Source organism: Sphingorhabdus sp. EL138, assembly GCF_945862485.1.
Taxonomy (GTDB): Bacteria; Pseudomonadota; Alphaproteobacteria; order Sphingomonadales; family Sphingomonadaceae; genus Sphingorhabdus_B.
This window is the reverse complement of record NZ_CAMAYF010000006.1, coordinates 80060-105687: the sequence shown is the minus strand read 5'-3', so window position 1 is coordinate 105687 and position 25628 is coordinate 80060. Positions and strand designations below refer to the sequence as shown.

Here is a 25628-nt window from a genome sequence, read left to right as displayed (position 1 = left end):
AAAAATGTCTCAAGCGTCCATTTCAGATGCCCCAGATGAATGCCCTTGTCGATGACAAGCCCCTCAATCTGATGGAACATCGGCGTGTGGGTTGCGTCGCTATCGCTGCGATATACACGGCCCGGTGCGATGATGCGGATCGGCGGTTCCTGTGACGTCATTGTACGGATCTGCACGGGCGATGTGTGCGTCCGCAACACCATTTTTTGGCCATCGCGGGCCATTTCGTCGGGGAAGTAAAATGTGTCATGCATCGCGCGGGCGGGATGCGTTTCGGGGATATTGAGTGCGGTGAAATTGTGCCAGTCATCCTCAATTTCTGGCCCCTCGGCCACGGCAAAGCCCATATCGGCAAAAATCTCCGCCAACTCGTCCATGACCTGGCTGACGGGGTGAATGGTCCCGCGTGGGGCGTCTGGCGCAGGCAGCGTCATGTCGATACGCTCGGTGGCGAGACGGCGGTTTAGTTCAGCTGTTTCCAGTTCAGTTTTCTTTGTGGCCAGCGCCGAAGTGATACTTTCACGCAAGCCATTGATGATCGGCCCTTGGGTTTGTCTCTCCTCGGGTGACATGCCACCCATCGTTTTTAGCAAAGCCGAAACGCTTCCCTGTTTGCCAAGCGCAGAAACGCGAACAGCTTCCAGCGTCTCCAGCGTGCCCGCTGAATCAATAGCCGCCATCAACTCGGTTTGGAGGGTTTCAATATCCATAATCTTCGTCATTCCCACGAAGGCGAGAATTTAACTCCCGCACTTTCCTAAAATTCACTGCCTGAACTGAATAAGCAAAAGGGCGCGAACGGCAAGTGCCGCCCACGCCCTTTTGCGCAATATCGAAGTTTTAGAAGCTTATGCTGCTTTCGCGAGCGCCGCCTTCGACTGCGCAATGATCGTGCTAAACATCGCGCTTTCGTTCATAGCGAGGTCCGCAAGAACCTTACGGTCCAATTCGACGTTGGCAAGCTTCAGGCCGTGCATGAACACGCCATAGGTCATGCCTTCGGCGCGGACTGCGGCGTTGATGCGCTGGATCCACAATGCGCGGAAGTTCCGCTTGTTTACCTTACGGTCGCGATATGCATATTGGCCGGCCTTTTCGACGGCCTGGCGTGCAACGCGGATCGTATTTTTGCGACGGCCATAATAGCCCTTCGCCTGCTCTAAAATTCTTTTATGTTTGGCTTTGGTGGTCACACCACGTTTGACGCGTGCCATAATCTATATCCTTTTCTTAAAAACGTACGCGGGTCTTAGAGACCGTAGGGCGCCCATTTCTTGATTGTCTTGGCATCGGGATCTGAGATCACGCTGGTGCCACGGTTTTGGCGGATATACTTCGCATTATGGCTGCTCAAACGGTGCCGTTTTCCAACGACGCCATGTTTGATCTTGCCTGTTGCGGTGATTTTGAAGCGTTTCTTCACACCGCTCTTGGTCTTGAGCTTGGGCATTTTGGTCTCCTTTGTTGAGTCCGTATCAAGCCGACATGGCAGCCCTATTGGCCAGCCTGCTTATTCGGAAGGCGCGCGACTAGCGGGATTCGCAGACGAATGCAAGTCTATTGCCCGTTTGAAGGTTCTGGAAAATGTGTCCGTTAGTGATGGCAGGCGAGCGCCTCAAGCACATCGTCAAGGCGCGCCGGATCACCTACCGCAATTACATGGCCATCCGAAGCCCCGTGAAGTGGTTCGCCTGACCAGTCGCTCATCATGCCGCCTGCGCCGGTTATCACCGGAATCAAAGCCGCAAAATCATGCAGTTTTAAGCCAGCTTCCACAACGATGTCGATATGGCCGCTAGCGAGCAATGCGTAGTTATAACAATCGCCGCCAAACAGCATTTTCTTATGCGCTGTTTGCGCGGCCAGTGCCATGAAATGGTCGCCATCATGCTGGCTGAAATATTGCGGTCCAGATGTTGCCAAGGTTGCGTCTGCAAGCGCTCTGCACGCGCGGGTTTGCACTGGCGTGCCATTCAGCGTTGTCGGATAGCCCGCTGCGCCAACCCAGCGTTCGCCGTTGATGCACTGGTCAATCACGCCAAGCACTGGCCAATTGTCCTCCAACAACGCGATGAGCGTCCCGAATATGGGTCGCCCGGCCATGAAGCTGACTGTGCCGTCAATAGGGTCGATAATCCAGCTGCGACCTGATGTGCCCGTCTTCTCGCCAAATTCTTCACCCACGATGCCGTCACGCGGGCATTCTGCGTCCAATATCCGGCGTATGGCGCTTTCGGCTGCGCGGTCCGCTTCCGTCACGGGCGAGGCATCTGCCTTTGTTTCCTGCGTGTAGGACGCCCGGAAAAATGGCCGGATTGCTTGCCTGGCCGCGTCCGCTAAGCGATTGGCCAAGAGGATGTCTGCAGGCGTCATCAATCGAACAGAGAGCTAACCGAGCTTTCGTCCGCAATCCGCTTGATAGCCTCACCTAATAAAGGCGCGATCGGAAGCTGGCGGATTTTGGCGCTGGCATTTGCCGCATCTGATGCAAAAATCGAATCGGTGATAACTAGCTTGCGCAGCGAAGATGCGTTCACGCGGTTGACGGCTTCGCCAGACAATACGCCATGCGTAATATAGGCAACGACGTCGGACGCGCCGGCCGCTTTCAAGGCGTCGGCGGCATTGCACAATGTGCCGGCGCTATCGGCAATGTCGTCGATTAGGATGCAGAAGCGGTCTTTTACGTCGCCGATGATGTTCATCACTTCGGACACACCTGCTTTTTCGCGTCGCTTGTCGACAATGGCGAGTGGCGCGTCATCAAGGCGTTTGGCGAGCGCGCGGGCGCGGACAACACCGCCAACATCGGGGGATACGACAGTGATATTCTTGTCGCCATGCCGTTCCAATATGTCCGCGCTCATGACGGGCGCGCCGTAGAGATTGTCTGTGGGAATATCAAAAAAGCCCTGAATTTGCCCAGCGTGCAAATCAACGGTCAACACCCGGTCGGCCCCAGCTTCGGTAATGAGATTGGCCACGAGCTTGGCCGAAATGGGCGTGCGTGGGCCGGGTTTCCGGTCCTGACGCGCATAGCCGAAATAGGGCAATACGGCGGTGATGCGTTTGGCCGACGCCCGGCGCAACGCGTCGATCATGATCAGCAGTTCCATCAAATTGTCATTTGCGGGATGGCTGGTGGATTGAATCACAAACATATCTTCACCGCGGACATTTTCGTGGATTTCTACGAAAATTTCATTGTCGGCGAAGCGGCGGACGCTGGCGTTGGTCAGCGGCAATTTCATATAATCGGCAATTCCCTGCGCCAGCGGCAGGTTGCTGTTGCCTGTCATCAATTTCATATGTGCGTCCCCGAGAATATTTGTGCTGCTCTAGCGAGGCGAGGCTGGCCTGACAATCGGCTTGCTCCGCTAGTTTGTGGACAATAAGGGTGGAGATATGACAAACCAGTTAAAAATTGCGATAGGGCAGCTTAATCAGCGCGTCGGTGACCTTGCCAGAAACGCGGCCGCAATGATGGAATGGCGCGCGAGGGCCGGGGACGCCGACCTAATCGTTTTTCCGGAGCAGCAACTGATTGGCTATCCAGCAGAGGATCTGGTGCTGAAGCCTGCATTTGCGGCGCGTGCTGCCGAAGAATTGGCGCAGCTCGCGACTGCGACCGCTGACGGCGGACCAGCGATGCTTGTTGGCTCGATTTTTGTGGATGATGGGGCGTTGTATAATGGCATTGCCTTGCTGGATGGCGGGCAGATTGCCGCCGTTCGCTACAAGCATGAACTGCCTAATTACGGCACTTTTGATGAAAAGCGTATTTTTTCTGCGGGTCCGTTGCCAGAGCCAATCGAATTTCGCGGGGTGCGCCTGGGTGTGCCCATTTGCGAAGATGGCTGGCTGGCCCCCGTCAGTCTGCATTTAAAACAACGCGGTGCGGAGCTGCTGATTTCGACCAATGGCAGTCCTTATGAAATCGACAAGGATGACCGGCGGCTGGAAGAAGTTTTTGCGGCGCGGGTTCGCGAAACCGGATTGCCATTAATGTTCCTGAACCGCGTCGGCGGACAGGATGAGCTGGTCTTTGACGGCTGCTCCTTTGTGCTGAACGCCGATGGCGCAATTGCCCACCGCCTGCCTGACTGGGAGGAACATCTGCGCGTGACGCATTGGCACCGCGGCGAAAGTGGCTGGGAATGTGCAGATGGCCCCAAGGCGCTGTGGGAGGAGCATCCCGCCGATATATATAGCGCGATGGTTGTCGGTCTGCGTGATTATGTCGACACCAATCGCTTTCCGGGCGTGGTTTTAGGCATGTCGGGTGGCATCGACAGCGCATTATGTGCCGCTATCGCAGCAGACGCGCTGGGACCTGATCGCGTCTGGTGCGTCATGTTACCTAGTCGCTACACCAGCCAATCCAGCCTCGATGACGCGGCCGAATGCGCCGCGATGATTGGATGTAAAATTGACACTATCCCCATTTCGCCAGCAGTTGAGGCGTTTGATGGCATGCTATCAGACAGTTTCGCTGATCGTGATGCGGACATCACTGAGGAAAATATTCAGTCGCGTATCCGTGGGCTTACGCTGATGGCGTTGTCCAACAAATTTGGGCACATGTTGATGACGACCGGTAACAAGAGCGAGATGAGCGTTGGTTATGCGACGATCTATGGAGATATGGCGGGCGGCTATAATCCATTGAAGGACGCGTATAAAATGACTGTCTTTGCCATCTCAGAATGGCGAAACCGTCATAAACCAAGATTTGCCCTTGGCCGTGACGGGCCAGTGATTCCGGACAACATCATCACCAAGCCGCCAAGCGCGGAATTGCGCCCAGACCAGAAAGACAGCGATTCTCTGCCCGATTATCCCATTCTCGACAAGATGCTGTATGCACTGGTGGAGGAGGAGCGGTCCGTGGATGAGGTTGTCGCGCTTGGCTTCGACAGGGACGCGGTCACGCGGATCGAACGTTTGCTATATCTCGCCGAGTATAAACGACGGCAGGCACCGCCGGGCGTAAAGCTTGGGACACGTAATTTTGGCCGCGACCGGCGTTACCCGATCACCAATGCCTTCCGCAGTGGCGGATAATCTGCGCGTCTTGTAAGTGGGCACTGGAAATCGTGCGGCGCGCGCCTTATTGGAGAGCCATGGCGTTTTTCAAAGATGTATCGTTCCGCAACGCAGGCAATGACCTGATAGGGTTTTTGCGTACGTCAGGCAGTCACAGCCCTTGGTTGTTTTTGGCGGCCTGCGTGCCGACCGCGATCATTATGTACACATTTTATCTCGATTCCATCACAAAGGCTACCCCACCGCCGCGCGAGATCATTTATATTGAAAGCTGGCCAGCCACGCGCTCACTTGAAGAAAGCAAGGCCGCAATTGCCGAGCGCCAGAAGCTGAAAGACGAAATGCGCGCCCGTGAAAAGGAAGCGTATAAGGCCTTTGGGCGGGCCGTCGGGATGGACGTCGACAAGATAGAACGCGAAGCACAAAGTGCGCAGGAGGCAACGAAAGCCCTTGCGGATCCGGCTTCTGCAGGAGCAGGGCAATAGCTATCGCCAGCGACTTTCGGTTCATGGCAGCGGCTTTGTCGCTTGCGGAACGCGGTGTTGGGCGAACTGGCCAAAATCCATCCGTTGGGTGCATCATTGTGAAAGACGACCGGGTGATAGGCCGCGGTTGGACACAGCCCGGTGGCCGCCCACATGCAGAGGCCATGGCGCTTGCACAAGCTGGAGAGGCTGCGCGGGGCAGTATAATCTACGTGACGCTTGAACCCTGCGCCCATATGTCACAACGCGGCCCTGCCTGTGCCGAATTATTGGTCAAGGCAGGGCCTGCGAGAGTTGTTATTGCATTGCAAGACCCCGATCCGCGTACTGCCGGTGCAGGCATAATGTTACTTAAGGCCGCGGGCATCGCGGTCACGACTGACGTTATGGCATCAGAAGCCCGCCAGAGCTTGGCTGGTTTCATAAGCCGTATGAATCGCGGTCGCCCGTTTGTCTCCTTGAAAATCGCCAGCTCACTAGATAGCCAAGTTGCGATGGCGGATGGCAGCAGCCGTTGGATCACTGGCGATATTGCGCGCGCGCATAGCCATGTCGAACGGGCGCGCAGCGACGCGATTTTGGTGGGAGCAGGGACAGTCCGCATAGATACGCCGCAGCTCAACGTTCGGATCGCAGGGCTGGGTGCATACCAACCCCGCAGGATCATGCTTGGCAGCGCTGACGCGCCGCCGGGTTGGGAGGTTCTTCGTACGCCGCAGGATATTGCAAAATTGGACTGCAACACTTTGTTGGTTGAAGGCGGCGCTGCGACAGCGACAGCTTTCTTGCGTGACGGCCTCGTCGACCGGCTTATGCTGTATCGGGCGCCAATATTGCTTGGCGCTGGCAAAGCATGTTTGAACGACATCGGGCTTACCCAACTGGAGGATGCCCACGGACGCTGGCATCTTTCGGAGGCGCGCAGCCTTGGCAAGGACCGTCTCGAAGTCTACGAAAAAGCGCATTAGGAAAAGGGTCAGCATATATGTTTACAGGTATCATCACGGACGTCGGCAGCATTCGGACATCCGAAAAGCGCGGTGACCTGCGCCTCGTTATATCCTGCGCCTATGATATGGATAATGTTGCCATTGGGGCTTCGATCGCCTGTTCGGGGGTATGCCTGACTGTCGTTGATAAAGGCGATGGATGGTTTGCAATTGACGCATCGGCAGAAACCGTTTCGTGCACCGCCGCCGGCATGTGGGAGCAAGGTGCCCGACTGAACCTCGAACGGGCCTTAAAGGTAGGCGATGAACTGGGCGGGCATATTGTTACTGGCCATGTCGACGGAGTTGGACAAATCGTCGCCAGCGAAACTATTGGCGACAGTTGGAAGGTCACGGTTGCGGCGCCATCCAGTCTTGCGGCATATATCGCGGCAAAGGGCTCAATTACCGTCGATGGCGTATCGCTCACCGTGAATGACATTGCAGATCAAGCCGATGGGACAGCGCATTTCATGCTGAATATCATTCCGCACACGGCGCAGATGACGACATTAGACACGCTCGATGTCGGGCGGCAGGTCAATTTGGAAATCGACGTGCTCGCCCGCTATCTCAAACGGATGGAAGATATCCGCGCGCGTTAGAAGGGCAGCCAGCGCTGCTTTTTGGAAAAGCGCATATAACCGACATTTGCGCCAAGCCGAAGTCCTGCACCGACCCGGATCGGGATTAGAACTACATTGCCGCGACGCAGGTAGCTGGCGTTGAAACCGCCACCCAAATAGGCAACGCCTTCTGCCGCTGGGAAGCGTTCATAGATGTCTTCGGTATCGTACAGGTTATAGACCAAAATAAAGGTGTTCCCTGCACTTGCCCCTGCGTCAGGACCAATGGAGGGGCCAGTCCAATAAACTGGCTTTTCGCCTTCCACACGGTGGTTTAACGTGCCGGACCCATAACGAACACCGACCAAAAAGGCACCGCCGCCTTCACGTCCCACAATATATCCATTGGGGCGGCCCTGTTTTTTGAGGATGTCCTCGATCAGCAAACCAAGAGCTTGCGCGCCTTTTCCAAATACGCCTTCCGCGGCGCCAATAAGGTCGTCTTCTTGATATGTATCGCCCGTCGGCACCGCCACTTGGGCTGGTGCAACGCTGGGTTCGGCAACCGAGCCATCTGCAGCTGTTGCCTCGGTTGGCACACCATCTTGCATGGCTGTTTCGTCTTGTGCCATTGGCGCCGCTTCAAGGCTGGTATCTGGGCCAGCGGGCGGGGTACCAAGGTCAGCATCAATCGCGTCATTTGGATCAACATTACTGATCTGTGCATGTGCGGGCGAAGCGAAAAGCGCGCCTGCGGCCAGCAGCATCAAAAGATAATGCGTTGGTTTCTTTAATCCCATTTTTGCCAAAAACATGCGGACCCACCTCAAAAGTTATTCTTGCTGCGCTATGGACTATCTGGATGAGCGCATGATGAACAGGCGATAATGCCAATCCAATGCGCGTCAAATTGAACCGGCACCCCCAATTTTCTTCTTATCCGTCGTCTGTGTCAATAACCATTGCAGCCAAATGCTTGGGCCGCTATAGGCCGCCGATGCCAAGCGCGCAGGAGACGTGGGTGAGTGGCTGAAACCAACGGTTTGCTAAACCGTCGTACTGGTAAATCCGGTACCGAGGGTTCGAATCCCTCCGTCTCCGCCAATAGATGCCGGTAAACGGCGGTTGCGGAGCCGCCGTCGGGCCAAGGCCAAGATGCAGCGGATTTTCGAGCAGATTAGGCATCAATCATTTGTCATTTCCGGCCAAAATTCACACTAAGGTTCCACCTTACTCGTGCTTAAGCCGCCGCAGGCCCCATGACGAACGCGTTCAGCTTGTTGCCGTCGGGATCGCGGAAATAACCGGCATAGAATCCTTCACCGCGCGGTCCCGGAGGACCCACGCAGACACCGCCATTGGCGAGCGCGATATCGTAAAGCCGCTGCACCTGATCCTTGTCCTTGGCCTCGAACGCAACCATTACGCCATTACCGACGCTCGCCGCATTGCCGTCGAAGGGCTTGATAACCGCGATGCCCGCCGGGCCGTCGGGCTTGCCCCAGGCTACAAACCCGTCAAACTCCATCATCCGCGGCGTGTCCATTTCCGCGGCAATCGCGTCATAGAATTGCGCAGCGCGCGGCAAATCATTGGTGCCGACTGTTACATATCCAATCATCGTATCACTCCTCCAAATGAAATTAGAGCATTACGGAAAAATACTTTAAAATCAATCTCTAGAGAGCGCAATTTTATCCTGCGTTTTGGTGTCAAAGTCGCTTGCGTCATGCCGTTCATGCAACTGGCTGGCGGGGTCGCCCATGACGCGGTTAACCATCCGCCCACGCTTAACGGCAGGCCGCTCGGCAATCTGATCGGTCCAGCGAATGACGTTTTTATATTCATGCACCGATAGAAACGCACCCGCGTCGTAAATTAGTCCTTTCACCAGCGCACCATACCACGGCCAAATTGCCATATCGGCGATGGTATATGCATCGCCTGCCATATATTCCCGCTCTGCCAAATTGCGATCGAGGACGTCCAATTGGCGTTTCACTTCCATAGCAAAACGGTCAATGGCATATTCGAACTTGAACGGTGCATACGCATAGAAATGGCCAAAGCCGCCGCCTAAATAAGGCGCGCTGCCCATTTGCCACATCAGCCAGTTGATCGTCTCAGTCCGCGTATGATGTTCTGTAGGCAAAAACGCGCCGAACTTTTCCGCGAGATACAGCAAGATTGACCCAGACTCGAACACGCGGGTCGGTGTGGGTGTTGAGTGATCGAACAAAGCAGGGATTTTGGAATTGGGATTGGCTTCGACAAAGCTGCTCGAAAACTGATTGCCCTCACGGATGTTGACCAGCCACGCATCATATTCTGCCCCTTGATGGCCAAGCGCCAACAGCTCCTCAAGCATAACGGTGACCTTCACGCCATTTGGCGTAGCCAGCGAATAGAGCTGCATCGGGTGCTTGCCGACCGGGCGCGCCTTGTCATGGGTCGCACCCGCGACAGGCCGATTGATATTGGCGAACTGGCCGCCATTTTCAGTGTTCCATTCCCAAACGTCCGCGGGGATGTATTCGGAAAATGTCTGGGTCATGGCGCGTTCCTATAATTTAAGATGTTACTTTACTATGTCGATAGGCGATAATTTCTGCGTTAATTCGCAAACCAAATTCGCCCGTGCACTTGGATCACGGGGGTGATTGCTTATGCCAAAGGGGCACACGCCTCCGTCGTCCACGTTAGCGCATCACCGTCCAATTGCGGGCCGACCACCTCAAGCACCTTGGCGTGGTAATCATTCCACCAGCGCAGCTCGTCGGTATTGAGCAAACGCACGTCCACCAAATTCTTGTCGATGGGCGCGAAGGTCAAAGTTTCAAACCCGAAATAGCGGCCTTCTGCCCCTGCAATCTCAAGTTCCTCGACCAGCACGAGATTTTCGATGCGGATGCCATAATCGCCTGATTTATAATAGCCTGGCTCGTTCGACAGGATCATGCCCGCCTGCAGCGGCTCGTCGCTGCCTGCTTGTCCGCCAGCGAATTTGGCGATGCGTTGCGGGCCTTCGTGGACCGCAAGGAAGCTGCCGACGCCATGGCCTGTGCCATGGGCGTAATCCAAACCAGCCTGCCACAAGGAAGCGCGGGCCATGCTGTCCAATTGCGCGCCTCTGGTGCCTTCTGGGAAGACGGCGCAGGCGAGCGCGATGTGGCCCTTTAGCACGCGGGTGAAGCGGTCCTTCATTTCTGCCGTGGGTTTGCCCGGGCCGACCCATATGGTGCGGGTGACGTCGGTGGTGCCGTCTAGATACTGCCCGCCGCTATCGACAAGATAGATGCTATTGGGTTCAATCGCACGGTTGGTGCTTTCGTCGACCTTATAATGGCAATGTGCGCCATTGGGACCAGTGGCGGAGATGGTGTCGAACGACAGATCCTTGAGCAGGCCTGTATCTTCGCGGAACGCCTTCAACCGGGCGGCGGCGGATAACTCGTTCAATTCGCCCTTATATGCGGTTTCGCGCATCCAATGCAGGAATCGGCTTAAGGCCGCACCATCACGGGCTTGCGCGGCGCGGTGGCCGGATTGTTCAATGGGGTTTTTGACTGCCTTGGGTAGGATGGTTGGGTCGCGCGCCTCGATGATGTGCGCCCCACCAGCTTGCAGCGCGCCAAAGATGGCGGCGACCGCCAGGTCGGGGTCAACGGCAATGCGCTTGCCGGTCATCGACCGCAGTTCTGGCACAAATTCCGCCGGATCGCGCAAGCGCACCGCATTGCCGAGATGGGCGCGGACGGCGTCATCCACCTTTTCGGGGGCGACAAACAGGTCCGCCGTGCCATCGGCATAAGCAAGCACAAAGCTAAGCGCGACGGGGGTGTTCGACACGTCGGAGCCGCGGATGTTCAGCAACCACGCCACCGAATCGAGCGCGGAAATGACGGTGCCATCGAGCTTGTGCGCCGTCAACCACTCGGCCACAGCAGCGCGTTTTTCGGCGCTGCTCTGTCCTGCATATTGGGTGTCGTGTACGATTAGCTTGGCCACGCTTTTCTGCGGTTGTTCAGCCCACACCCTGTCGATTGGATTGCTTTTGACCGCAACCAGCTCAGCGCCCTTGGCGGCGAGTGCCTTGGTTGCACTTTCGACCCAGCCTTTGGTTTGGACCCATGCATCATAGCCGATGCGTGCGCCACCGGGTGCATGGTCCTGCAACCAGTCAGAGATGCTGGTTTGTGGGACGCTGATATATTGCCAATGCTTGCCGTCCACCTGTTCACGCACTTGCAGCGTGTAACGGCCATCAGTGAAGATCGCAGCTTCTTCGGAAAGCACTACCGCTGAACCCGCCGACCCGCCAAAACCCGTCAGCCAGCCCAGCCGTTGGGCATAATCGCCGACATATTCCGACATATGTTCGTCGCAGATCGGCACGACGAAGCCGTCCAGTTGTTCTATCTTCAATTGTGCGCGCAGGGCAGCGAGGCGGGCTTCATAGGTGGACATTTCGGACTTCCGTTCATATGGTTATGTCATTCATATACGCGAGGAAGTCGTCTCATGAAAGCACTGCTCCCACTCATTTTTGTAACAAGCGCATTATCTTCGCCCGCAATCGCCCAGAAAGAACCCATGACCGAAAAAGCCACAGCGCAAATCAAGCCTCCTGTCGCCGTTAAGCGTCCGCATCAGGCGACCTATCACAATGTGACGATTACTGATGATTATCACTGGCTGCGTGATTCAAGCTATCCGACGATTGATGACACGGAAATATTGAACCATCTGGGCGCCGAAAATGCGTATTTCGAAGCGCAAATGGCACCGCAAGCCAAGCTGACCGAAGCGATTTTTCAAGAAATGAAGGGCCGCGTCAAAGAGGATGACAGCAGCGTCCCGCAAAAGGACGGCGATTATATTTATTGGTCGAAATTCGAAGAGGGCGCGCAATATCGCAAGCATTATCGCAAGCCCGTTGCGGGCGGCGCGAACCAGCTTATCCTCGACGAAAATGAATTGGCCAAGGGCAAGGCCTATTTCCGGCTTGGAGCCGCCGAAATCAGCCCTGACGGCAAGATTTTGGCCTATGCGTATGATGATAATGGGTCGGAACGTTTTGACCTGCATTTCCACAATTTGGAAACCGGCGAAAAATTGGCTGACATCATCCCCGGCACGCTATCCAGCATAGTCTGGTCATCGGATAATAAGGGCGTGGTCTATGGCCTGGCCAACGATAATTGGCGCACCGACAATGCGTGGTTTCATCAACTGGGCGATGAACTGAGCAAGGCGAAGCTGCTTTATAAGGAGGAGGATATCGGCTTTGGCGTTGGTGTTGGCCTGACCGCGCAAGAGGATTGGATTGTCATTGGTACAGGCGACAATGTCACCAGCGAAGTACGCTTGGTGCCCGCCAATAATCCAACCGCGACGCCCATCATGGTGTCCCCGCGCAAAACCGGACGGCAATATAGCGTCGATGTCCGCGACGGGACTTTATTCATTCTGACCAATGATGAGCATGTGAATTTCCGTGTGGCCACCGCCAGCATGAAGGCACCCGGCGACTGGAAGACATTGATTGCCGGTTCCGACCGCCATTATTTGACGGGCCTGTCGTTGTTCAAGAATTTCTATGTGACCGAAGGCCGTATTGATGGCCTCGATCAGGTCGAAATCCGCGATTATGCCGATGCCAAAAAGGTTGAGCGGATCAAATTTCCCGAGGCAAGCTATGATGCCGGCCTTAGCAATAACCCTGAATATGATGTGACGAAGCTGCGGCTTGGCTATGAATCGATGGTCACACCGGGCACTGTGTTTGATTACACCCTCGCCGATGGCCGACTGGAAACATTGAAGGTGCAGGAAATCCCCAGCGGATATGACCCAAGCCAATATGCGACCGAACGTGTGATGATAACCGCGCGGGATGGCACCAAGGTTCCGGTGTCGATCCTCACGAAAAAGGGCTTCAAGAAAGACGGCAGCCAGCCGCTGCATCTTTATGCTTATGGCGCTTATGGCTATGCGATGCCGCCAGGTTTCAGCGCCAACCGCTTGTCGATGGTCGACCGCGGCTTTGCCTATGCGATTGCGCATATTCGGGGCGGGGACGATCTTGGCTATCAATGGTATCTGGATGGCAAGCTGACGAAGCGCACCAATACCTTCAACGACTTTGTCGATGCGGCGAAGGGCCTGATCGATTTGGGCTTCACCAGCAAGGGCAAGGTGACCGCAAGCGGCGGATCGGCTGGCGGCGAATTGATGGGCGCGGTGGTCAATCAGGCACCGGAATTGTTCGGCGCGGTGGTTAGCCATGTTGCGTTCGTCGATGTGCTCAACACGATGCTGGACAAGGACCTGCCCTTGACGCCGGGCGAATGGCCCGAATGGGGCAATCCGATCACCGACAAGGCCGCGTTCGACTATATCCGCAGCTACTCGCCTTATGACAATGTCGAAGCAAAGGCTTATCCGCCGATGCTATGGACCGCCGGATTGAATGACCCGCGTGTGACCTATTGGGAACCTGCCAAGATGGTCGCAAAGCTGCGCGCGATGAAGACAGACGACAATGTGCTCTTGCTCAAAACCAACATGGGCGCTGGCCATGGCGGTAAGTCTGGACGCTTCGAACGGTTGCGCGAAAATGCCGAAGAGGCGGCGTTTATTGTGTGGCAAATGGGGATGGCCAAGTCAGGTAAATGACACCGTTCACCCGCACCTTCACTGCGCAGCCGGACGACATTGACGAGCTTGGCCATGTCAACAATGCCGTCTGGGTGCGGTGGATTCAGGATATGGCGACCTCGCATTGGCAGGCGGTTGCTGCGTCGGAGCATATTGCGGCTTATTATTGGGTCGTGACGCGTCACGAGATTGATTATCGTGGCAATATCGCGGCGGGCGAAAGCGTTACGGCGCGCACATGGATTGAGAGCGAACCCAAGGGCGCACAGTTTGATCGGCGCGTCGATTTTGTAGATGCCAAGGGCAAAGTCATCGTCCGCGCGAACACCAGTTGGGCGATGATTGATAAGGCAACGGGGCGGCTTGTCCGCGTCCGGCCAGAGGTGTCTGCGCCGTTTATGGGGTGAGGGTTGTCGGCTTCACCCTAAAAATCAATCGCAACGCCCTTTAATTCCCAATCCCCATAGCGGACGGGGTCTGGTCGTTCGGCGTCTGGCTCAGGTGCGCGCACGACTTCTTCGGGCTGCGGGACTGGTGGGCTTTTGGAAAGATATTCCGGCGCTTTGACATGTGGCGGACGCGTGCCCATAATTTGAATTTCCTTGAGCGAAATGGCTTGGACGGAATATCGGCGTTCACGGATGCATTTGCAAGATGTGGTATCGCTAGTCGGCCCGCGCAGAACCGCTCTTCACTTGTGTGCCACACACGCCTAGTGCGCTTGTCTATGACTGACGAAATTTCTGGCCTTCCTACCCGCCGTGCCGCCTTGCGGTTGCTTGATACTGTGATGCGTATGGGCACGCCAATGGACCAAGCGACAGCCAATGCGACCAAGGGCCTTTCACCACCGGATCGCGCCTTGGCGATTGCGATTGCGCAGGAAACTTTGCGCTGGTCCGTGGATCTGGATACGCTCATCGACAGCAAGACCAAACAAGTTCTGCCCGATGATTCTAAGGCGCGGATGGTGCTGCGTCTCGCACTGGCGCAGATTTTGCGCTTGGGCACGCCTGCCCATGCGGCCATCGCAACGGCGCTGCCCTTGGTCGATGGTGGTCCAAGGCGGCTGGTGCATGGCGTGCTGGGATCGTTGCTGCGCGCCGAAGTGACCTTGCCGGAATTGCCGTCTTTGCCAGAGGCGGTGATGATGCGCTGGCACCCGGCATGGGGTGATGATATGATTGCGGGCGCGCAAAAGGCGTTGTCCGAACCGCCGCCATTGGACCTGGCCTTGCGCGACCCTTCCGCAACCGATGCATGGGCGGAGCGCCTCAGCGGCATCAGTCTGATGCCCGGCCATGTGCGTTTACCGCGGGGTACGGCGGTCGAAGAACTGGACGGCTATGATGAAGGTGCGTGGTGGGTACAGGATTTGGCCGCTAGCCTGCCTGCACGGCTTTTGGGCGATGGCACGGGTAAGCGTGCACTTGATTTATGCGCTGCGCCCGGTGGTAAGACGATGCAACTGTCGGCGGCTGGTTTTGCGGTCACGGCGCTCGACAACAGCGCGCGGCGCATGGACCGGCTGATGTCCAATTTGGAACGCACGCAGCTGAATGCGGAGCGGGTCAACGCCGATGTCATGGATTGGAAACCATCGCAGCCGTTCGATGCGATTTTGCTCGATGCGCCTTGCAGCGCAACAGGCACAATGCGGCGGCACCCCGATGTGTTGCAGCGCATCGACCTGAAGGCGATCAATAATCTGGCCGCGATTCAAAGTGCGATGCTGGACCGCGCGGCGGAATGGGTGAAACCCGGGGGCACTTTGGTGTTCGCCACTTGCTCGCTGGAGCCGCATGAGGGCGAGGCGCAGGCCGAGGCATTTCTGGCGCGGCATCCCGAATATATAACAAAGCCTGCGACTGCTGAAGAGTTATCCGTTGGGGTGACGGCTAACGCGCAAGGACATGTCCGCACAATGCCGCCTATGCTCGCCGCACAAGGCGGTTTGGACGGGTTTTTTGTGGCGCGGTTCGTGCGCGAGGGATAGGTCGGCAATGATCGCGCCCACACTCACAACCGAACGCTTATCGATTGAGCCCATGTCGGTTGCGCATTGGGAGGATTATGCTGCGGCGTGGGCTGACCCGCGCATGACCGCATTTATTGGCGGCGAGCCGCGCAGCCGCAATGTCAGTTGGGGCAAGATGCTTCAAGGCATCGGCATGTGGCCATTGCTGGGATATGGCTATTGGGCATTTGTGGAGCGGGCCAGCGGGCGCTTCGTTGGCAATGGCGGGCTGGCGCAGTTTGAACGCGGCATAGAAGAGCTGGAAGGCTTTCCTGAGGCGGGGTGGGCCTTTACGCCCGATGCGTGGGGCAAAGGCTATGCCACCGAAGCCATGACCGCGATATTATTATGGGCGGACGGCCAAGGACTGGGCGAAATACGCTGCATCATTGATGTCGGAAATACCGCGTCGCATAATGTTGCGGGCAAGCTTGGTTTCGCCAAATTTGCAGAATCGCATGATGTCATCGGTGACCTGTTGATCTATCGGCGTTAACCGCAGCTATTGCGATAAGCTGTGTATAACGCCTGCCGCCGCCTTGCCCGCCCGCAGTGCAGCGTCTAAGCGCGTAGCATGACCAACGCCGTTCGCATTGCGCCGTCAATCTTGTCAGCCGATTTTGCAAGGCTGGGCGAAGAAGTGCGCGCGATTGACGCGGCGGGATGCGACTGGATCCATGTTGACGTTATGGACGGGCATTTTGTCCCCAACATCACTATTGGCCCCGCTGTCGTAAAGGCGCTTCGCCCGCATAGTGCTAAGCCATTTGACGTGCATTTGATGATCGCGCCCGTCGACCAATATGTGCAAGATTTTGCCGACGCTGGCGCGGACATCATCTCCTTCCATCCCGAGGCTGGGCCGCACCCGCACCGCACCGTGCAGTTGATCAAGTCTCTGGGCAAAATGGCGGGTATTGTACTGAACCCGCATACGCCAGCGAAGATGCTCGATTATCTCATCGATGATGTCGACCTCGTCCTGATCATGAGCGTGAATCCTGGTTTTGGCGGGCAGAGTTTTATCTCAAGCCAGTTACGCAAAATCGAAGCTGTGCGGAAAATGATTGAGAAAACCGGACGTGATATCCGGCTTGAAGTCGATGGCGGTATTACGACCGACACGGCACCGCTCGCGATATCGGCTGGTGCGGACACGTTGGTGGCGGGCACGGCCACATTCAAGGGTGGCGAGAGCCATTATGCCGCCAATATCCGGGCGCTGAGGGGTGAATGACCGGTAATTTTGAGGACGGTACGGATCAACGGCAGACGGCCTTAATCGTCAGGCCCAAGGACGCGGGCCAAAATATTCTCGAGCGCCTCTCTCTCGAATTTTACAAGCTGACATGGCGCACGCCGCTGCACAATGGCCGGTTGAAGGGCAAGGTGCCTTTGCGCCTTCTGGCGGTGCCGAAGGATCCTTTGGAGGGCGATTCCGGGCGTGGCCAGGCGCTGCGCATGGGCAAATTCCATTATCAGGGTTTTGAGCAAGCGTTTGATACGCTGGATTATGACCGGCTTGATCTGTCGCCATCGCTGACGGATTATATCCACCGTTTTGACTGGCTGCGTGATCTGGCGGCGGCGACCAATCGCGGCGAAGGCGCACCCGTCGCGGCGCGTATCGCCGATGCCTGGTTGCTGGCCAATGGCATGAAAACGCGTGAACCGGCTTGGCGTGTCGACAATTGTGCTTGGCGACTGTTGAACATGGCTGCCGGGTCGCCGTTTTTGCTGAGCAGTTCGGAGCCGATTTACCGTTCGCGCGTCATTAATCATTTTGCGCGGGTGGCCCGCCATTTGGACCAGTCCGCACCAAGGGCGCAAAGCCACTTTGCCAAGACCGTTGGTTGGGCAGGCGTTGTTGCTGCGTCGTTATTATTGCCTGAAGGCAAAATTCGCCGCGCTGTGGGCGAAGACGGATTGGCCGAATCCTTGCGCGTCACTATTTTCCCCGATGGCGGCGTTGTGTCGCGCTCGCCCATCCAGTTGATGGAGCTCATCGGGCTGTTGAGCCTGTTGAAGCAATGCTATGTGGCGCAACGCGAGATGGTGCCGGATTTCCTGATAGAGGCATTGGGCCGCGCGGTACCTGCCTTATTGGGCCTGACACATTCCGATGGGGGGCTGGGTGCGTGGCAGGGTTCGGCGCATATCACCACCGACCGGATTGATGCTCTTGTCGCGGCGAGCGAAGTCCGCGCCCGTCCGCATCGCCAAGCGCTGGATTGGGGTTATCAGCGTGTGTCGGCTGGAAAATCTGTGCTTTTGCTGGACGCTGGGCCGCCGCCGCTCGCGCGCCAGTCGGCGTCGGGCTGCGCCTCGACCCTCGCGTTCGAATTGTCGCATAATGGGCAGCGGATCATCGTTAATTGCGGCGGCGCGGCGCTTGTTGGCGCGACCATATCGGCGGCGCTTGCCCGTGGTCTCCGGACCACGGCGGCGCATTCAACCCTTTGCCTGAATGACACCAATTCAACCGCCATTCTGCCGGGCGGTCAATTGGGCAAGGGCGTGGCGGAAGTCGGCCTTGAACGTCGCGATATTGATCAGGCGACACGGATTGAGGCAAGCCATGACGGCTATGCGAAAAACTTTGGCTATAATCACACGCGTCTGCTCATCTTGCGGTCCGATGGCATGGAATTGAGCGGCGAAGATACGCTGTTGCCGCAGGAAAAGCCACGGGACGATGTGATGGCGCATGTCCGCTTTCATCTGGGTCCAGATATTGAGATCACACCATCGGACCAACCGCAGGCCGCACTGCTGCGCATGGCCGATGGCAGCAACTGGGCGTTTGTCACGTCAGGCGGTATATTGTCGGTCGATGATAGCTTATGGGTAGACCAAAATGGCCGACCGCACCCGACCCAACAACTTGTGATTGCCGCCGATACGGGTAAAGGCGAGCTCCATATCAACTGGCAACTGCGCCATTTAGGATAAATTCATGCAAGACGTCGTCATAAAACGGGCCCTGTTGTCAGTCTCCGACAAGGCTGGATTGGTTGAGCTCGGCCATGCGCTGGCGGCGCGTCATGTTGAATTGGTGTCGACGGGCGGGACGGCCAAAACGCTCCGCGCCGCTGGCCTGACCGTAAAGGACATCAGCGAGCTGACGGGCTTTCCCGAGATGATGGACGGACGTGTTAAGACATTGCATCCGATGGTGCATGGCGGTCTGCTTGCGGTGCGTGATAATCCCGAACATGTTGCTGCGATGGCCGAGCACCATATTGGCGCCATCGACCTTGTGGTCGTAAATCTTTATCCCTTTGCCGAGACGGCGGCCAAAGGCGCGTCGCGTGATGAAATCATCGAGAATATAGACATTGGCGGACCATCGATGGTGCGTAGCGCCGCCAAAAACCATGCCTTTGTGACGATCCTGACCGATCCCGCCGATTATGACGATCTGATCGCAGAGCTTGAGGAAAGCGACGGTAAAACCAGCTATGACTTCCGCCGCAAATGCGCGGCTAAGGCCTATTCGGCAACCGCGGCTTATGACAGTATGATCAGCCAATGGTTTGCCTTTGCCGACCAGCAACAATTGTTTCCGGATATGCTTGCGGTGAACGGAAATCGCGTGGCCGAATTGCGTTATGGCGAAAACCCGCACCAGCGCGCGGCGCTATATGTCCCCGTCGGGCCGCATATTGCGGGCATTGCACAAGCCGAACAAGTGCAGGGCAAGGAATTGTCCTATAATAATTACAATGACGCTGACGCCGCGCTTGAGCTGGTCGCCGAATTTCGCGACGGCCCACCGACAGTCGTAATCGTTAAGCACGCCAACCCATGCGGCGTGGCAACGGGCGCGACATTGATCGACGCCTATCGCGCGGCGCTGGAATGCGACAGCGTTTCGGCCTTTGGCGGTATCGTTGCCGTCAACCGCCCGCTCGATGCGGCGACAGCCGAAGCGATTACCGAGATATTTACCGAAGTCGTCGCGGCTCCGTCCGCCGATGATGCGGCCAAGGCCGTATTCGCCAAGAAAAAGAATTTGCGGTTGTTGCTCACCGGAGAATTGCCCAATCCGAAACGCGGTGGCCTTTCTATCAAGCCGATTACCGGCGGGCTCCTCGTGCAATCGCGCGACAATGGCCATGTGGCCGATGAAGCATTCACCGTGGTCACTAAGCGCGCGCCAAGCGCACAGGAGCTGGCGGACTGCCGTTTTGCATGGACGATTGCAAAGCATGTGAAGTCCAATGCGATTGTCTATGCCAAGGACGGCGCAACTGCCGGCATTGGTGCGGGCCAAATGAACCGGCGTGACAGTGCGCGGATCGCCGCGATTAAGGCCATAGAGGCCGCCGAAACTTATGGCTGGGCTGCGCCGCGCACAGTGGGTTCCGCCGTCGCTTCTGACGCCTTTTTCCCCTTTGCCGACGGCTTACTTGCTGCTGCAGAAGCGGGCGCCACGGCGGTCATTCAACCGGGCGGATCGATGCGTGATGATGAAGTGATTGCCGCCGCTGATGAAGCTGGCTTGGCCATGGTCTTCACCGGCATGCGGCATTTTAGGCATTGATGTAGATCCCCTCCCGCTGGCGGGAGGGGGCACTAGGTTCAACTAGCGCGCTTCACAGCGTTTTTGTATCCACCCTTTTTGGGGCCGTAATTGCGTGCCGGTGCACCGGGATCGCGGCGGTTTTCGCTGCGTGCGGCAAAGGCACGGTCGGCAGTTGGCCGGCGATCACCCGAACCAGCATTGTCGCTGCGTGGGCGTGCGTCGTTTTTGCCACCTTCTCGGCTGCCGTCGCGTGGACCGATAGCGGGCTGCCATCCGCCTTGCGGAGCGTGCGTGCGGTTGCGGGTTTCCCCGTTCAGGCCAGTGCCGCCATTATTGCCGCCCAATTTCTTGCCAGCATAGTTCGTCCGTCCGCCGCCGGGCTGACCACCGCCGCGACCGCCGCGGGCCTGTTGCGGTTTCTTATCGGCAACAGGGGGTGGTAAGGCTGCAACAGCTGCACGGAAACCTTCAGGCAGGCCAAGCGTCATGGCGCGGACGCCTGTCAGACGCTCGATATCCTTCATATAGCCGCGTTCATCACCCGCAACGAAGCTCATCGCGATGCCTTCACGGCCGGCGCGCGCGGTGCGGCCAATGCGGTGGACATATTGTTCAGGCACGTTGGGCAGTTCAAAGTTGAACACATGGCTGACGCCAGGGACGTCAATGCCGCGCGCCGCAATGTCGGTTGCCACGAGGATTTTGATCTTGCCATCACGGAAGGCTTGCAGCGCAGCGGTACGCTGGCCCTGCGACTTGTTGCCATGAATAGCGGCAGATTGAATGCCGGCACCCGCCAACCCACGCACAACGCGGTCGGCGCCATGCTTGGTACGCGTGAAAACCAACGCACGGTCGATATCTTCGCTTTGCAGCTTGAGTGTCAGCAAAGTCTGCTTTTCGCGCTGCTCGACAAAGGTCACAAATTGCTCAACGCGCTCTGCTGTGGTCGCTGCGGGCGCAACCGAAACACGGACTGGATTGTTGAGGAAACGGTTTCCAAGCTCGGCAATCGCCTTTGGCATGGTTGCCGAAAAGAACAATGTCTGACGCTGCTTTGGTAACAACTGGTCAATACGCTTCAGCGCGTGAATAAAGCCAAGGTCCATCATCTGGTCCGCTTCATCCAACACGAAGATTTCAACGTCCTTCAACGTTACCGCGCGTTGCTCAATCAGGTCGATCAAGCGGCCTGGTGTCGCGACGAGAATATCGACGCCGCCGGCAAGACGCTTTTTCTGGCTGAAAATCGGCATGCCGCCAAAAACGCAATCGACCTTCAGGCCCAAAAATTTGCCATAAGTGCGGAAGCTGTCGGCGATTTGTGCTGCGAGTTCGCGTGTCGGTGACAAGACAAGCATCCGGCAGCTATATTGCTGACGCGCCTTTGGTTTGGTGGCGAAATGGTGCAGGGACGGCAATGCAAATGCCGCGGTCTTGCCGGTTCCGGTCTGCGCAATGCCGCATAGATCGCGGCCTTGAAGCAAGGATGGAATGGCCTGTTGCTGAATGGGGGTTGGCGTATCATAGCCAGCCGCCTCAAGCGCCTTCAGGATAGGTTGGGCAAGGCCCAGGTCTTGGAAAAAAGACATTTTTATACTTTCAAATAGTCGTCGCGGCCCGTCATGCGCGTCCTTTCATCAGGACCGCACAGACGCAACAGCAGGTGTTCGGGAGCAGCTTATGCTGACCCGTTGGAAACAACCCTGCGTGATATGGGAAGCCTCTAAGCTTACGCATCTTGTTCGTTTGGCGGAGCCTGTATCAAGGCCCTCACGCTGCCAAAACTGCGGCGGTATTGTCCGCTCGCCTCATGCGCTTGAGCGGCCTATGGCGAAACCACGGAGAAAACGCAAGTTATTTGTGCGTTCGCGCAATAATCGGTCGCAAGCGCGCGCTAAAGATGCATGAAGTCGCGGTCGAAACTTTTCAAATGCGCGCCACCGTCGACAAAAATGACTTGGCCGGTAACGTCCTGCGCTTGGGCGAGATAGACGACCGCATCTGCGACAGCCGATGGCGAAGGCATCGCGCCCAAGGGCATCATATCGGCCAGCCGTGTTTCTTGCTCTGCGGTATAATCATCGGTTGCAATGACAAGACCGGGGGCGACGCCATTGTAGCGCGCGCGTCCAGCGAAGGATGCGGCCATGGACCGGACGGACGCTGCCAGTGCTTGCTTAGACAAGGTGTAGCTGATCTGGTCACGGTGCGGATTGACCACGCGTTGATCAAGGATGTTAACGATCGCGGGGCGACACTCTGGGCCAGCGGCCTGCACCAAAGCCTGGCTTAGCAATAAGGGCGCAAACAGGTTCAACCGGAAATGCGCCTCCAGCGTTTCTAGCGTCATCGTCTGCCAGCCGTCTTGCCCAAACATGGCGGCACTGTTCACCAGCAGATCCGGTATGCGCCCAAAATGGCTGGCAATCATGTCCAGTAGCTTGGCCGGATCGCCCGCGCTGAGGTCAAAGGTGAAGGCATGCCATTCGCTGCCGTTTGCCTCTAGCGCCGCTGCCAAAACCGGCTCGGGCGGCGTGTCCATATGGCTGACCAACGCCAGCGCATAGCCAGCGCCCGCGAGTTTCGCCGCAATCGCGGCGCCCAGCCTGCGCTTGCCACCGGTGACAATTGCAAGCGGTCTAACGGTCACTTGCGGGCCCGCGACATGGTGATGCCAATCGCCTCATTATCTTCGGCAATCGCCAGCTTGACGATTTTGACGACGATGTTGCTGACACGCGGATCGTCGGCGAACAGAGTGTCCATGATATGATCGGCCACCGCCTCAATCAAAGTGAAGTGCACGCCCTCTGGCAATTTTGTCGCTGCTTCTTTCAGCGTCATATAATTTTTGGAAGCCGATAAGGGCGTATCTGGCGCGTAATGCGGGGCCATATCCAGCGTGGTACTGATGGATATGCGCAGCGGTTGTGGCAGATGCGTTTCCTGGCTGTAAATGCCCGTCAGGACATTGACGACAAGGTCGTGCACTTCAAGAATTAAACTGTCGCTCATGATACTCCTTAACGCGACCAGCGGGCGAAGATGGCGGTGGGCAAAAGCATGCCCCGGCCTTGTTCGCGCACCGCCAGTTCGCCAAATTCCACCTTGCCGCCAAGGTCCGCAAAATGCGATTCCAATAGCCCGCCCAATGCCAATGCGGACATTCGCACGGCGTAGACGGTCAAAAACAGAAATTTCGATTCCGCATCCAACAGCTTGCGGCAATTGGCGATCAGCTCAGGCAAATCCTCTTCCAGCCGCCAAACTTCGCCCTCGGGACCACGGCCATATTTGGGCGGATCCAACAATATGCCATCATAGCGTTTTTCGCGACGCACTTCGCGCGCAACAAATTTGGCGGCGTCATCGACAATCCAACGGATCGGGCGGTCTGCCATGCCCGACATTTCGGCATTGGCCCGCGCTTGCCCAACCGACTTCTTGGACGCATCGACATGCACCATCTGCGCGCCCGCAGCAGACAAAGCGAGCGTGCCAACGCCGGTATAGCCGAACAGGTTCATGGCAACTGGGTCAGTAACGCCCTCCAATTGCCCCCGCATCCAGCGCCACACCGGATCCATATCTGGGAAGAAACCTAAATGGCGAAACGGTGTGCAGGACGCATTAAAATGCACTTCGTCATTCCACGACAGTGGCCATCCATCCATCGGAACTGGCTTGTTGTTATACCAACGGCCGCCGCCATCATCGTCTGATCCCGGCACAAATTCGGCGTCAGCGGGCCATTCGGTTAAGGCCGGTGCCCACATGGCTTGCGGTTCGGGGCGGATGAAATGGCGGTCACCATAAGATTCATATTTGCGGCCATGGCCTGAATCGATCAGCGTATAATCGCTGCGCGGTTCGCTGATTAGGGTGACGAAATCCGGCTTCATATTCAACGCGTGGCGCGCGCCAGCACATAATCACGCACGGCGTCATATGCGCCGGGCAGGACGTCAAAGCGTTCCTCGCGGTCAAATAATTGTGCCACCCGCGCTGGCAAAGCGGGGCGAATGCCCGTTGCGTTTTCAACGGCGTCGGGGAATTTGGCTGGGTGCGCGGTTGCCAATGTCACCACGGGCACGTCGGGGCGGATGCCCGCGTTGCGCGCGGCGTGCAAAGCGATGGCGGTGTGCGGATCGATAATTTGGTCGGTTGCGCCATAGGCCCAACGCATGGCCGCCGACATCTGTTCGGCATCGGTGCGCGCGCTGGTGAGCAATATCGCTTTTTTGCGCATCTCGGGTGACAACACCATCTTGCCCATTTGTTCGAACCATTTCATCCGCGCGCCTGTGGTGATCCCGTCACGGCCCTCCAGATCGAACAATAAGCGTTCAAAATTGCTCGACACCTGAATGTCCATCGATGGCGATGCTGTCGGGGTCACGCCCAGCACCGAATAATCCCCTTTTGACAAAGCGCGGTGCAAAATATCGTTGATATTGGTGGCCACAATCAGCCGCTCAATCGGCAGGCCCATTTGCGCGGCGACATAGCCAGCAAACACATCGCCGAAATTTCCGGTCGGTACCGAAAAGGCGACTTTGCGTTCAGGACCGCCAAGCCGAAGTGCGGCGTAGAAATAATAGACCACTTGCGCCATCAGGCGGGCCCAATTGATTGAATTGACCGCAGAGAGTGTCAGCGGGCCATTCACATCCTTGTCGTTGAACATCCGCTTTACCATAGCTTGGGCGTCATCAAAGCTGCCGCCAATGGCAATGTTATGGACGTTGGGCGCAAGGATGGTTGTCATCTGCCGCCGCTGCACATCGGATACGCGATTATGTGGATGCAGCATGAAAATCTCAATCTGCGCGCGTCCGGCAACGGCATCAATCGCGGCTGAACCCGTGTCGCCAGAGGTGGCGCCGACAATCGTCAGCTTTGTGTCGGTGCCCGACAGAAAACGTTCAAAAAACTGCCCCAGCAATTGCAGCGCCACGTCCTTGAACGCCAAGGTTGGGCCGTGAAACAGCTCAAGCAACCAATGCTGTCCATCCAACTGCACCAAAGGCGTCACCGCTGTATGGGCGAAGGATCCATAAGCTGTGGCGCACAAGCTCTTCAGCTCTGCTTCGTCCAAAACGCCGACCGTAAATGGCGCCATGATGCGCGCGGCCAGGTCCACATAAGACAGTCCGCGCATCGCAGCGATCTCGTCGGTCGAAAATTGCGGCCAATGGCGCGGCACATATAGCCCGCCGTCGCTGGCCAGCCCTGTGAGCGTGACGCCTGCAAAATCAAGCACGTCTGCGTGGCCGCGTGTGCTGATATATTCTGTTCCGTTAATCACCATAGCGGCCACGCGGTTAACCGCAG

26 protein-coding genes and 1 tRNA gene are annotated in these 25628 nt (G+C 57.0%); 12 read left to right on the top strand and 15 right to left on the bottom strand.

Annotated features, from left to right (window positions below; genetic code table 11):
* The 5 genes from Q0O33_RS04600 to Q0O33_RS04580 all read right to left on the bottom strand — a co-directional run.
* On the bottom strand, positions 1-713 hold a 713-nt coding region (locus Q0O33_RS04600), incomplete at its 3' end, for a phenylalanine--tRNA ligase subunit alpha (protein ID WP_295496678.1).
* 135 nt (positions 714-848) lie between these two features.
* A complete protein-coding gene (rplT, locus tag Q0O33_RS04595) occupies positions 849-1214 on the bottom strand; it encodes a 50S ribosomal protein L20 (protein WP_125231189.1) in 366 nt (121 codons plus the stop codon).
* A gap of 35 nt (positions 1215-1249) precedes the next feature.
* Entirely contained in the window at positions 1250-1450 is a 201-nt protein-coding gene (rpmI, locus tag Q0O33_RS04590) for a 50S ribosomal protein L35 (RefSeq protein WP_125231188.1), read from the bottom strand.
* Between the two features lie 143 nt (positions 1451-1593).
* A complete protein-coding gene (gene hisN, locus Q0O33_RS04585; protein WP_295496655.1) occupies positions 1594-2373 on the bottom strand; it encodes a histidinol-phosphatase in 780 nt (259 codons plus the stop codon).
* Positions 2373-3308, bottom strand: a complete 936-nt coding sequence (locus Q0O33_RS04580) for a ribose-phosphate pyrophosphokinase (protein ID WP_295496653.1) — start codon at positions 3306-3308, stop codon at positions 2373-2375. The genes hisN and Q0O33_RS04580 overlap by 1 nt, the downstream gene beginning before the upstream one ends.
* A gap of 97 nt (positions 3309-3405) precedes the next feature.
* Between Q0O33_RS04580 and Q0O33_RS04575 the strand changes: the two genes are divergently transcribed.
* From Q0O33_RS04575 to Q0O33_RS04560, 4 genes are read left to right on the top strand one after another with little or no spacing between them, the layout of a single operon-like run.
* The gene (locus tag Q0O33_RS04575; protein WP_295496651.1) at positions 3406-5064 is read left to right on the top strand and encodes an NAD+ synthase; all 1659 of its coding nucleotides are present in this window, start codon (positions 3406-3408) and stop codon (positions 5062-5064) included.
* 59 nt (positions 5065-5123) lie between these two features.
* Positions 5124-5531 carry a hypothetical protein gene (locus tag Q0O33_RS04570; protein WP_295496649.1) on the top strand — a complete coding sequence of 136 codons (408 nt, stop codon included), beginning with the start codon at positions 5124-5126 and terminating at the stop codon, positions 5529-5531.
* A 23-nt stretch (positions 5532-5554) separates the two neighbouring features.
* Positions 5555-6499, top strand: a complete 945-nt coding sequence (gene ribD, locus Q0O33_RS04565) for a bifunctional diaminohydroxyphosphoribosylaminopyrimidine deaminase/5-amino-6-(5-phosphoribosylamino)uracil reductase RibD (RefSeq protein WP_295496648.1) — start codon at positions 5555-5557, stop codon at positions 6497-6499.
* 17 nt (positions 6500-6516) lie between these two features.
* Positions 6517-7125, top strand: a complete 609-nt coding sequence (locus Q0O33_RS04560; protein ID WP_295496647.1) for a riboflavin synthase — start codon at positions 6517-6519, stop codon at positions 7123-7125.
* On the opposite strand, the gene Q0O33_RS04555 is transcribed toward Q0O33_RS04560, so the two are convergent.
* Positions 7122-7853 (bottom strand): DUF1134 domain-containing protein, encoded by a 732-nt coding sequence (locus tag Q0O33_RS04555; protein ID WP_295496676.1) that lies wholly within the window; start codon positions 7851-7853, stop codon positions 7122-7124. The two genes, Q0O33_RS04560 and Q0O33_RS04555, sit on opposite strands and share 4 nt — an antisense overlap.
* 244 nt (positions 7854-8097) lie before the next feature.
* Between Q0O33_RS04555 and Q0O33_RS04550 the strand changes: the two genes are divergently transcribed.
* A tRNA-Ser gene (locus Q0O33_RS04550) sits at positions 8098-8190 on the top strand.
* Between the two features lie 136 nt (positions 8191-8326).
* On the opposite strand, the gene Q0O33_RS04545 is transcribed toward Q0O33_RS04550, so the two are convergent.
* From Q0O33_RS04545 to Q0O33_RS04535, 3 genes are all read right to left on the bottom strand, one after another.
* Complete coding sequence (locus Q0O33_RS04545) at positions 8327-8707, bottom strand: VOC family protein (RefSeq protein ID WP_295496646.1); 381 nt, start codon at positions 8705-8707, stop codon at positions 8327-8329.
* Between the two features lie 51 nt (positions 8708-8758).
* A complete protein-coding gene (yghU, locus tag Q0O33_RS04540) occupies positions 8759-9640 on the bottom strand; it encodes a glutathione-dependent disulfide-bond oxidoreductase (RefSeq protein ID WP_295496645.1) in 882 nt (293 codons plus the stop codon).
* A gap of 110 nt (positions 9641-9750) precedes the next feature.
* Entirely contained in the window at positions 9751-11553 is a 1803-nt protein-coding gene (locus tag Q0O33_RS04535) for an aminopeptidase P family protein (RefSeq protein WP_295496644.1), read from the bottom strand.
* Positions 11554-11679: 126 nt separating this feature from the next.
* Here Q0O33_RS04535 and Q0O33_RS04530 point away from each other — a divergent pair, with 126 nt between their 5' ends.
* Positions 11680-13764: a S9 family peptidase gene (locus Q0O33_RS04530; RefSeq protein WP_295496642.1), complete on the top strand. Its 2085-nt coding sequence runs from the start codon at positions 11680-11682 to the stop codon at positions 13762-13764.
* Complete coding sequence (locus Q0O33_RS04525; RefSeq protein WP_295496640.1) at positions 13761-14153, top strand: acyl-CoA thioesterase; 393 nt, start codon at positions 13761-13763, stop codon at positions 14151-14153. Before Q0O33_RS04530 ends, Q0O33_RS04525 begins: the two co-directional genes overlap by 4 nt.
* Positions 14154-14170: 17 nt before the next feature.
* Here the strand turns inward: Q0O33_RS04525 and Q0O33_RS04520 are convergent, their stop codons facing one another.
* Positions 14171-14335, bottom strand: coding sequence for a DUF1674 domain-containing protein (locus tag Q0O33_RS04520; RefSeq protein ID WP_125231178.1), 165 nt, complete (start codon positions 14333-14335; stop codon positions 14171-14173).
* Between the two features lie 138 nt (positions 14336-14473).
* On the opposite strand from Q0O33_RS04520, the gene Q0O33_RS04515 reads away from it, so the two are divergent.
* The 5 genes from Q0O33_RS04515 to purH all read left to right on the top strand — a co-directional run bounded on the left by Q0O33_RS04515 (position 14474) and on the right by purH (position 20309).
* Complete coding sequence (locus Q0O33_RS04515) at positions 14474-15742, top strand: transcription antitermination factor NusB (protein WP_295496638.1); 1269 nt, start codon at positions 14474-14476, stop codon at positions 15740-15742.
* 7 nt (positions 15743-15749) lie between these two features.
* Positions 15750-16259, top strand: coding sequence for a GNAT family N-acetyltransferase (locus Q0O33_RS04510; protein ID WP_295496635.1), 510 nt, complete (start codon positions 15750-15752; stop codon positions 16257-16259).
* A 78-nt stretch (positions 16260-16337) separates the two neighbouring features.
* Positions 16338-17000, top strand: a complete 663-nt coding sequence (gene rpe, locus Q0O33_RS04505) for a ribulose-phosphate 3-epimerase (protein ID WP_295496632.1) — start codon at positions 16338-16340, stop codon at positions 16998-17000.
* On the top strand, positions 16997-18715 hold the full coding sequence (locus Q0O33_RS04500) for a heparinase II/III family protein (RefSeq protein ID WP_295496629.1): 1719 nt from the start codon (positions 16997-16999) through the stop codon (positions 18713-18715). Before rpe ends, Q0O33_RS04500 begins: the two co-directional genes overlap by 4 nt.
* Before the next feature lie 4 nt (positions 18716-18719).
* Positions 18720-20309, top strand: a complete 1590-nt coding sequence (gene purH / locus Q0O33_RS04495) for a bifunctional phosphoribosylaminoimidazolecarboxamide formyltransferase/IMP cyclohydrolase (RefSeq protein WP_295496626.1) — start codon at positions 18720-18722, stop codon at positions 20307-20309.
* Between the two features lie 38 nt (positions 20310-20347).
* Here purH and Q0O33_RS04490 read toward each other — a convergent pair whose 3' ends face one another.
* The 5 genes from Q0O33_RS04490 to thrC all read right to left on the bottom strand — a co-directional run bounded on the left by Q0O33_RS04490 (position 20348) and on the right by thrC (position 25605).
* Positions 20348-21883, bottom strand: coding sequence for a DEAD/DEAH box helicase (locus tag Q0O33_RS04490; protein WP_295496623.1), 1536 nt, complete (start codon positions 21881-21883; stop codon positions 20348-20350).
* A gap of 305 nt (positions 21884-22188) precedes the next feature.
* Positions 22189-22944 carry an SDR family oxidoreductase gene (locus Q0O33_RS04485; protein ID WP_295496620.1) on the bottom strand — a complete coding sequence of 252 codons (756 nt, stop codon included), beginning with the start codon at positions 22942-22944 and terminating at the stop codon, positions 22189-22191.
* Positions 22941-23309: a dihydroneopterin aldolase gene (locus Q0O33_RS04480; RefSeq protein ID WP_295496617.1), complete on the bottom strand. Its 369-nt coding sequence runs from the start codon at positions 23307-23309 to the stop codon at positions 22941-22943. The genes Q0O33_RS04485 and Q0O33_RS04480 overlap by 4 nt, the downstream gene beginning before the upstream one ends.
* An 8-nt stretch (positions 23310-23317) precedes the next feature.
* The gene (locus tag Q0O33_RS04475) at positions 23318-24196 is read right to left on the bottom strand and encodes a class I SAM-dependent methyltransferase (protein WP_295496614.1); all 879 of its coding nucleotides are present in this window, start codon (positions 24194-24196) and stop codon (positions 23318-23320) included.
* Positions 24197-24198: 2 nt separating this feature from the next.
* Positions 24199-25605 (bottom strand): threonine synthase, encoded by a 1407-nt coding sequence (thrC, locus tag Q0O33_RS04470; protein ID WP_295496674.1) that lies wholly within the window; start codon positions 25603-25605, stop codon positions 24199-24201.
* Positions 25606-25628 lie beyond the last annotated feature (23 nt).